General features: G+C 30.7%; 8 protein-coding genes. 1 reads left to right on the forward strand and 7 read right to left on the reverse strand.

Annotation, left to right across the window (positions count from 1 at the left end; all coding sequences use genetic code 11):
- Nucleotides 1-4: 4 nt before the first annotated feature.
- The 3 genes from GXK56_RS24645 to GXK56_RS24655 all read right to left on the reverse strand — a co-directional run bounded on the left by GXK56_RS24645 (nt 5) and on the right by GXK56_RS24655 (nt 5,352).
- Nucleotides 5-1,759, reverse strand: coding sequence for a methyl-accepting chemotaxis protein (locus GXK56_RS24645; RefSeq protein WP_160692472.1), 1,755 nt, complete (start codon nt 1,757-1,759; stop codon nt 5-7).
- A gap of 267 nt (nt 1,760-2,026) precedes the next feature.
- Nucleotides 2,027-3,004 (reverse strand): glycoside hydrolase family 43 protein, encoded by a 978-nt coding sequence (locus GXK56_RS24650; RefSeq protein ID WP_160692473.1) that lies wholly within the window; start codon nt 3,002-3,004, stop codon nt 2,027-2,029.
- A gap of 212 nt (nt 3,005-3,216) precedes the next feature.
- Complete coding sequence (locus tag GXK56_RS24655) at nt 3,217-5,352, reverse strand: glycoside hydrolase family 3 C-terminal domain-containing protein (RefSeq protein WP_160692474.1); 2,136 nt, start codon at nt 5,350-5,352, stop codon at nt 3,217-3,219.
- A gap of 132 nt (nt 5,353-5,484) precedes the next feature.
- Between GXK56_RS24655 and GXK56_RS24660 the strand changes: the two genes are divergently transcribed.
- Entirely contained in the window at nt 5,485-6,255 is a 771-nt protein-coding gene (locus tag GXK56_RS24660) for an AraC family transcriptional regulator (protein WP_160692475.1), read from the forward strand.
- Between the two features lie 142 nt (nt 6,256-6,397).
- Here the strand turns inward: GXK56_RS24660 and deoD are convergent, their stop codons facing one another.
- The 4 genes from deoD to deoC all read right to left on the reverse strand — a co-directional run bounded on the left by deoD (nt 6,398) and on the right by deoC (nt 8,578).
- Nucleotides 6,398-7,105 carry a purine-nucleoside phosphorylase gene (gene deoD, locus GXK56_RS24665; RefSeq protein ID WP_160692476.1) on the reverse strand — a complete coding sequence of 236 codons (708 nt, stop codon included), beginning with the start codon at nt 7,103-7,105 and terminating at the stop codon, nt 6,398-6,400.
- Nucleotides 7,106-7,178: 73 nt separating this feature from the next.
- Nucleotides 7,179-7,577 carry a cytidine deaminase gene (locus GXK56_RS24670; protein ID WP_160692477.1) on the reverse strand — a complete coding sequence of 133 codons (399 nt, stop codon included), beginning with the start codon at nt 7,575-7,577 and terminating at the stop codon, nt 7,179-7,181.
- Nucleotides 7,578-7,669: 92 nt separating this feature from the next.
- Nucleotides 7,670-7,843: a hypothetical protein gene (locus GXK56_RS27970; RefSeq protein ID WP_207710287.1), complete on the reverse strand. Its 174-nt coding sequence runs from the start codon at nt 7,841-7,843 to the stop codon at nt 7,670-7,672.
- Nucleotides 7,844-7,927: 84 nt separating this feature from the next.
- On the reverse strand, nt 7,928-8,578 hold the full coding sequence (deoC, locus tag GXK56_RS24675; protein ID WP_160692478.1) for a deoxyribose-phosphate aldolase: 651 nt from the start codon (nt 8,576-8,578) through the stop codon (nt 7,928-7,930).
- Nucleotides 8,579-8,956: the final 378 nt, after the last annotated feature.

Consider the following 8,956-nt stretch of genomic DNA (forward strand, 5'->3'; position numbering starts at 1 on the left):
CTTTTTATATTTTAAATCCATCAATTAATTCATTGAGTTTTTGTGCTAGTAAAGCTTGATTTTCAGCTGTAGTTGCTATTTCAGCCATGCTTGATGTAGTTTCATTTATACCTTGTAATATTTCAGCTGAATTTTGTGTTGATTTTTCTGAATTAGCTGTCATAGTAGCAACCATTGCATTTATCTGCTGAATTGCAGCATTTAGATTTTCTGACATACCAGCTATATCTTCTGATATTTTACTAATTTTTTCAGCATTATTGTAATAATATTCACCCGAAGATATAAATTCATTAAATTGACTTGTTACATCTGCAGTTATAAAATTAAGTACTTCATGGCTATTATCTGAAAGTTTCTTAAAGGCTTCTTTAACTTTAAATACTGTGCTTTGAATTGACTTAGCAGAATCAGCTGACTGTTCAGCAAGCTTTTTAACTTCTTCAGAAACTACTGCAAAACCTCTTCCATGTTCCCCTGCTCTAGCTGCTTCTATTGCTGCATTTAAAGCAAGTAAATTTGTTTCTTCTGCAATAGCTGATATTGCATCTACCATAATAGATACTTCTTGAACCACTGTTCCTTCTTTAATTGCACTTAAAATTTTATTTTCTCTTTCCTCATACATATTTTGCGTATTATTTAATGTAACACTAGTTTCATTTTTTAATTTCAAGGATTTTTCTTTAAAACTTGTTGATATTTCACTTCCGTTAGTTGACCTTTGAGACAGCTCACCAATACTTAGATTAATTTCCTTCATAGATTCATTTACTTGTTTTGCTGATTCCATTGACTCCTGCATATTATTTACAATTTCTTTTGTTGAACTGTTTATGTTTAAAACCCTTGTTGTTACTTCTTGTGTAACTGCTGATAATTCCTCAGTAGATGCTGTCAATTCCATTGTTTGTCCACTTATGCTTCTAATAAGACGTTTTACATTATTTTGTGCTTCATTTAAAGCTTTAGCAGTTTGTCCAAACTCATTCTTGCTAGTTATGTTAACGTCTTCCGAAAAATCATACCTTGCTAATCTTTCAGCTAATTCTTTTATTTTAGTTAAAGGCTTAGTTACTTTTTTTGATATTTTAACTGCTACTATTATTGATACAGTCATTAAAGCAACCATTGATATTATTAACATAATAATTGTTTGAATTAATTTATTATTTAGCTCTGCAGTTTTATTAGCTACTTCTAAGTCAATATCATCAACATAATTTCCTGTACTTATAACCCATTCATATGGCTTAAATACTGCTGAATATGCTCTTTTAGTCGCTGTCCCTTCACCATTTTGCTTTGGAAAATCAAAATCAGTGAACCCACTTCCATCTTTAACTACAACACTCATTATCTTTCCCTTAAAATCAGTTGCATTACTAGCTGCTCCTCCACTATCTTTTGTATCTGAAGAGCTTTCTGCTAATTTTCCATTTACATTATCAATCCAAAAGTATCCATTTTCATCATACTTTAAACTTTTAACGATATTTCTTGCCTGTTTTTTAGCTTCATCTTCGGTTAATATTCCATCAGTCTGCATCTTATATATTCCATTCACTAATCCAACCACATTATTAACATGATTTTTTATCTTATCATCATATCCTTGCCTAAGGCTAGCTTCATATACCTTTATTGATTCTAAGTTGCTTTTTTTGAGTTCTGTAATAGATATTATACTCAATAGTAATGTTACTGCTCCTACAATAACTATATTCATAAGTATAATTGTACTTTTTAAACTTTTCATAAACTACCCCTACCTTCTTGTATAATCTTACACACTCTAATAAGTAAACATATACATAGCATATTATAAACTTAATTGGTAAAATTGAAACATCTGTAATTATAGTTTTTATATAAATAATTATAGATGTTTAACCACTCCTTTTTTTGATCAATTCCTTTTTTACTTCACTTCAAAAATAAAATTAATTATGTATAAAATAAAAGGCAGAGAATATAAATTTTTATATCTGCCTTTTAAATAAAATTTTTCAATTATAGCTCATGATTATTTAGGCAATTCAACTTTTTGAATAGTACCATCTTCATTATATTTTATTTCAGTGTATTTTACGCAACGTTTATTGTCAGCTCCGCCAGATAGAGAGCTATCATGATAAAATAAATACCACTTATCCTTATATTGAACAATTGAATGATGAGTTGTCCAACCAACTACAGGATCAAGTATTTTTCCTTTGAAAGTATAAGGTCCCTTTGGATTTTTACTCATTGCATATACAATAGTATGAGTAGTACCAGTCGAGTATGAAAGATAATAGTATCCATCGTACTTGTGAACCCATGGTCCTTCAAAATATCTTCTATCTTCATCTCCTGCAAGTATAGGATTGCCTTCTTCATCTACAATTGATATTTCCGCTGGTGCTTCTTTAAAAGTAAGCATATCATCATTCAATTCAGCTACCCTTGGTCCTAATGCTGGCTCTGTTAATGCTGGACCTTCAGCATCTGCTTTAAATGTACCTGTTTGCCATTTTTCTAATTGTCCACCCCAAAGACCACCAAAGTAAACATATGATCTATTGTCATCGTCCATTAAAACAGCTGGATCTATACTAAAACTTCCAGGTATATAATTTTCTTCTGCTTTAAATGGTCCTGCTGGATTTGAACTTGTTGCTACTCCAAGTCTAAAAATTTCATCCTTATCTCTTGCTGGGAAGAATAGATAGTAAGTACCATTTTTATATGCTGCATCTGGTGCCCATAATTGTTTACTAGCCCATGGTATATCTCTTAAATGAAGTGCTTCACCATTATCAACACAAGGTGAATTCATATCATCAAGTGATAAAATGTGATAATCCTCCATGTTATATTGGTCTCCATTATCATTTGAAACTTGAACTTGATCAAGGTCATGAGAAGGATAAATATAAATTTTGTCTTCAAATACGTGAGCAGAAGGGTCTGCTGTATAAATATGAGTTACTAAAGGTTCATTTTGTTTTACATTTTTCATATGATTCTCTCCTATCTTTTTTAATCTCGCATTAATTAAAAATATAATATTTAATTTTTCACATCATATTAATTTATTATATTGTATTAATATAAAACACATTTTATTAATTTATGATGGATGTTTAACAACAAAGTATTCAGAATAATATTCCTTTAGGAATATTATTCAATTTATTTCAGAAAACCCATTAGGATTTTCACCCACAACTTTTAACTCAATAAAATTTCTGCTTCTAATGGTTTAATTCCAGTAAGTTGTACACTTCTATTATCAGGTTGTGATATACCAACAAATAACTTAAACTTTTTACTATCTAATATTCTTTCACCTTCATCATTTACAGCCTCAAAAGCCCTCTTAGTTATTGACATTTTTACAACTTTACTTTCTCCTTTATTTAAAGAAACTCTCTTAAATGCTGATAAACTATAATTGTCTACTGCATATTTTGATTCAAGATCTTTTACATAACATTGTAACACTTCTTCTATATCAAAATTTCCTGCGTTAGAAATTTTAATGCTAAGTTCAACATTTTCAAAATCCTTTTTAATATCTGATACAGCTAATTCTGATAATTCTACATTAGAGTAAGTTAATCCAAATCCAAATGGATATAAACTTTCTCCCTTCATATAACGATAAGTTCTTCCATTCATAGAATAGTCAGTAAACTCAGGTAATTCTTCAGTTGTCTTATAAAATGTTACTGGTAATTTACCACTTGGAGAGCATTTACCAAATATCAAATCAGCTACTGCTCTTCCCCCTTGACTTCCTGGATACCATGCTTGTAATATGGCAGCACAATTTTCCTCCTGACCTTGAAGTGTTAGTGCACTTCCTGATCCCAGAACTACTATGACAGGCTTTCCTGTCGCAATTACTTTCTCTAATAATTCCTGCTGCTTACCTGGTAAATTTAAACTTAATTTATCACCAGCTCCATCACTATTCCCTGCATCTCCTTGTTCTCCTTCAATGGAAGAATCTAAGCCTAAACACATAACTACAATATCGCTATGCTCTGCAACAGTTATAGCCTCAGCTAATCTATCATTAATATTAGGCAATGCTAAACCGGAAATACTATCTTTATATAAATGGCAACCTTCTGAGTAGAATACTCTTACATCTTCACCTACAGCTTCATGTATACCTTCTAGTATTGTTATATATCTAGAAGCTGTTCCAAAATAATTACCTTTTAACATTAATTCACTATCTGAATTTGGTCCAATTACTCCTATAGATTTTATTTTTGATTTATCTAATGGCAATAATCCATTATTTCTTAACATTACTATTGATTTTCTTGAAGCCATTAAAGATACTTCATTATGTTCTTTACAATCATTCACCTCATAAGGTATTTTATTGTATTCACAATCTTCATCAAACATTCCTAATCTAATTCTTGTTGCCATTAATCTTTCTGTTGCCCTTGTTATATCTTCTTCTGTTACTAATCCTTCCTTATAGGCTAGAAGCATTTGAAGATATACATTACCACAGTTTAAGTCACAGCCATTTTTTATAGCAAGTGCGGCAGATTCAGTAGCTGTGCTTGTAACTCCATGATACAAATGAAAATCTGCAATAGCCCAGCAATCTGATACTACATGACCTTTAAACTGCCATTTTCCTCTTAAAATATCTTTTAATAAAAGTTCGCTTCCGCAGCATGGTTCGTCATTTGTACGATTATAAGCTCCCATTACAGCTTCTACATCAGCTTCTTTTACACAAGCCTCAAAGGCTGGCAAATAAGTTTCATATAAATCTTTTTTGCTTACAACAGCATTGAATTCATGTCTTAACCCTTCTGGACCACTATGTACTGCAAAGTGTTTAGCACAAGCTGCTATTTTTAAATATTTTCCTTTTCCTTGCAATCCCTTAACAAAAGCAACACCTAATCTTGAAGTTAAGTATGGATCTTCTCCATAAGTTTCATGACCGCGTCCCCATCTAGGGTCTCGGAAAATGTTTACATTTGGTGACCAATAAGTTAAACCTTTATATATATCTCTATCGTCTTTTTTAGAACTTTCATTATATTTTGCGCGACCTTCAGTTGCTATAATTTGAGCAATTTTATTTAATAATTCATCATCAAACATAGCTGCAAGTCCAATAGCTTGAGGAAAAACAGTTGCTGTACCTGCTCTTGCTACACCATGAAGACCTTCATTCCACCAGTTATATCTAGGAATATTTAAATGTTTAATTTCTGGAGCTTTATACGTAAGTTGTTCTGCTTTTTCCTGCAGAGTCATTTTAGATACTAATTCTTTTGCTTTTTCCAAGGCATATTCATGAGTAATTTGTTCATTTCCCTCCATAAGATATCTCTCCTTTTAATTATGAGTCTTCATACTTTTTCATCTTACTTATATAATATCTAATTTTCAATTGACTTAACAAGAAATTACTTCTATAATTATAGACAAAATTTATCCTTTTGGAGGTAACTTATGTTAAAGTATGAAGCTTATCATTTTGGTGAAAATAATCTTTTTGCATATTATCATCCTAATAACCTTAATTATCCTAGACATTTGCACCGAAGCTTTGAATTTGTATACGTTACTAATGGTGCTATTGAAATATCTGTAAATAACAGAACCTTTCAACTTGAAGAAGGTTCCTCCATATTGATTCTACCTTATGAAGTTCATTCAATTACAACAAAAGAATATTCAGATGGAGAAATTTGTGTATTTCCGCCAGAATACGTTAGAACCTTTCATAATATGATTGATGGTAAAGCCTTAGAACATCCTGTTTTTGATTTATCTTCTAATGCAAAGAATTTAATTTTGGACAAAATTTTCAAAGACAATTGGAATATCCTTGAAATGAAAGCTTGTTTGTATCTTTTATGTTCTGAAATTATGGAGCATACAAAATTAGTCGATGGTATAAAGCCTGATTATGAATTGCTACATAAAATTCTTAATTATACTCAGGAAAACTTCACAAAAGATATTTCACTAAAAAACATAGCAGCACAGTTTGGTTATAGTTATACATATCTTTCAAAATATTTAAATAATATTTTAGGTATTTCTTTTGTTGATTTTGTGAATGAAAACAGAATTAATTATGCTTTATATCTATTAAAAAATACTCAAAATACAATTACCGATATTGCTTATACCTGTGGATATTCAAGTATACGCTCATTTAATAGAAATTTTCTAAAAATAACCAATAGCACTCCAAAATCTTATAGAAACTCTTAGTATTTCTTACAATGAAAAATAAAATTATAGGTTTTTTATTTAATCTACTATAGAGTTTTTATTTTTATCTGTTACATAAAAAAGGATTAAGCACAATACTTAATCCTTTATTATATCAATATAGATTTAACCCATCCAAATATTATAACCCTGCTATTGTATCAAGTGCAACTTCCATCATATTTGTAAATGTTAGTTGTCTTTCTTCTGCACTTGTAATTTCACCAGTTACAAAATGATCACTTACTGTAAGTAATGCTAAAGCATTAACTCCGTGTTTTGCTGCAATTGTATACAATGCAGCCGCCTCCATTTCTACTCCTAAACATCCAAACTTAGCCCATTTCTTCCAATCTTCATTATCGTCTCCATAGAATACATCTGAACTATATATGCTTCCTACCTTAGGATCAAAACCTTTTTGAACAGCTATATCATATGCAGGTTTTAATAACTCAAAACTTGCAGTTGGTGCAAATGTTCTTCCTTGGAATCTTACTAAGTTAAGATTTGAATCTGTTGATGCTGACATAGCTATTATAAGGTCTCTAACTTTAACCTTTTCACTATATCCCCCACAAGTTCCAACTCTTATAAGATTTTTTACTCCATAGCTTTGAACTAATTCACTAGCATATATTGATATTGATGGAATTCCCATTCCAGTTCCTTGTACAGAAACTCTCTTTCCTTTATATGTTCCTGTAAATCCATACATTCCTCTAACTTCATTGTAGCAAACTGCATCTTCTAAAAATGTTTCTGCTATAAATTTAGCTCTTAAAGGATCTCCTGGTAATAATACGCTTTCTGCTATTGCACCTTCTGGTGCGTTAATATGAATACTCATTTTCTATACCTCCAAATTTTATTCAGTTAATAGTTAACAATTTACAGTTAACAGTTTTGGACTTGACTATATTTTATTTATTTAAGTCTGTTTTTGTAAAAGTTCCTGGCAAAATCTCGTTCATGTCTTTTACTATATAATCATCTTCACTCTTTGCTATTATAACTTTTACATCTTGATCACCAAATTCTGTAATTACTTGACGGCAGATTCCACATGGGTATGTGTATTCTTCAAGACTTCCAACTACAGCTATGGCTTTTATTTTGCTTTCACCTTCTGATATTCCTTTAAATATTCCAGTTCTTTCAGCGCAATTTGTAGCACCAAAAGATGCATTTTCTATATTGCATCCTCCATAAATCTTCCCACTTTCAAAAAGTACTGCTGCTCCTACTTTAAAATCAGAATAAGGCGAATATGCTCTGCTTCTATAATCTAAGGCTACTTGTATAAGTTTTTTATAATCCATAAAACAACCTCCTTTTAGTCAGTTAACTGTTAGGACTTTTAATTATATTTTCTGTAATATTACTAAGAATTTCTTCAAAATAATTATTACTTTTATTTTTGGATTTCCTTTAAGAAGCTTTCTCCATTTTTTATTTTTCTACATTTAATATTCCTGCTAAGGTTTGCCCCATATATGCAAAGGAAATTGTTGAACCACATCCATGATCTACTGTTATAATTAATTATTCCATAAATCAATGGAAGCGCTTCCTTATTTCCCTTCATTATATGATAACTAGAAATTATATTCTTATATTGTTCCTTTAATTTTTAATAATAATTCTATATAATTATTTTCCCATTTTAGCATTATTTACTTTCGCTAACAATTGATATACTTGCACTTGCACCTATTCTACTTGCTCCAGCATTTATCATATCCATAGCTGTTTTAAAATCTCTAACTCCACCTGATGCTTTTACACCAATTTCTGGTCCTACAGTTTTTCTCATAAGTGCAATATCTTCTTTTGTTGCTCCACTAGTAGAAAATCCTGTTGAAGTCTTAACAAAATCTGCTTTTGCTTCTTTTGATATTTCACATGCTTTAATTTTTTCTTCATCGGTTAATAAACATGTTTCAATAATTACTTTAACTAATGCTTTTCCTTTTGCAGCATTTACTACAGCTTCTATATCTTCTTTAAGAAGTTCATAATTCTTTTCTTTTAATGCACCAACATTAATAACCATATCAATTTCAGTTGCACCATTTTCAATAGCTTGAGTTGTTTCAAATGCCTTTGCTTCCTTAGTCATAGCCCCAAGTGGGAACCCTACAACAACACAAGTTTTTACATCAGTTCCCGCAAGCTCTGTGCTTACTAATTTTGCATAACATCCATTTACGCAAACAGAAGCAAAATTATATTCTCTAGCTTCTTTGCAAAGTTTTTTTACATCCTCTGCTGTTGCCTCTGGCTTTAATATTGTATGATCTATAAATTTAGCTATATTCATTTTATTTTCCTCCTCATAAAGCTGTATTTATCAGCATTTTATTTATACTAAAATGGTTATGGCATGTTTTCTAATAACACTTAGATAAACATGCTACCCCATTTTCATATTTTTATCATTTTTAAACTCTGAACCAATTTTAAGTTCCGTATTGTGGCATAGCCACTCCTTTCAGAAGTGCATAGCTGCTCTTTTTTAAGGTGATAAGATCCGTATTGCAGAAAAGTTCCGTATTGCAGCATAGCTGCTCTTTTAAGAAGTGCATAGTTGCTCTTTTTATAGGTGCTTATCTTTTTCCAGAATCAAATGGTTCACCTTCAGCTTTTGGTGCTCTAGATGATTTAGAGAAGAATACAAGAGCAAGTAAAGTAGCTACAT

The sequence above is a fragment of the Clostridium sp. C2-6-12 genome (genome assembly GCF_009928485.1).
Taxonomy (GTDB): Bacteria; Bacillota; Clostridia; order Clostridiales; family Clostridiaceae; genus Clostridium.

Coding starts and splice junctions, on each gene's coding strand:
- GXK56_RS24645 (WP_160692472.1), bottom strand. CDS start 1,759: ATGAAAAGTTTAAAAAGTACAATTATACTTATGAATATAGTTATTGTA.
- GXK56_RS24650 (WP_160692473.1), bottom strand. CDS start 3,004: ATGAAAAATGTAAAACAAAATGAACCTTTAGTAACTCATATTTATACA.
- GXK56_RS24655 (WP_160692474.1), bottom strand. CDS start 5,352: ATGGAGGGAAATGAACAAATTACTCATGAATATGCCTTGGAAAAAGCA.
- GXK56_RS24660 (WP_160692475.1), top strand. CDS start 5,485: ATGTTAAAGTATGAAGCTTATCATTTTGGTGAAAATAATCTTTTTGCA.
- deoD (WP_160692476.1), bottom strand. CDS start 7,105: ATGAGTATTCATATTAACGCACCAGAAGGTGCAATAGCAGAAAGCGTA.
- GXK56_RS24670 (WP_160692477.1), bottom strand. CDS start 7,577: ATGGATTATAAAAAACTTATACAAGTAGCCTTAGATTATAGAAGCAGA.
- GXK56_RS27970 (WP_207710287.1), bottom strand. CDS start 7,843: ATGAAGGGAAATAAGGAAGCGCTTCCATTGATTTATGGAATAATTAAT.
- deoC (WP_160692478.1), bottom strand. CDS start 8,578: ATGAATATAGCTAAATTTATAGATCATACAATATTAAAGCCAGAGGCA.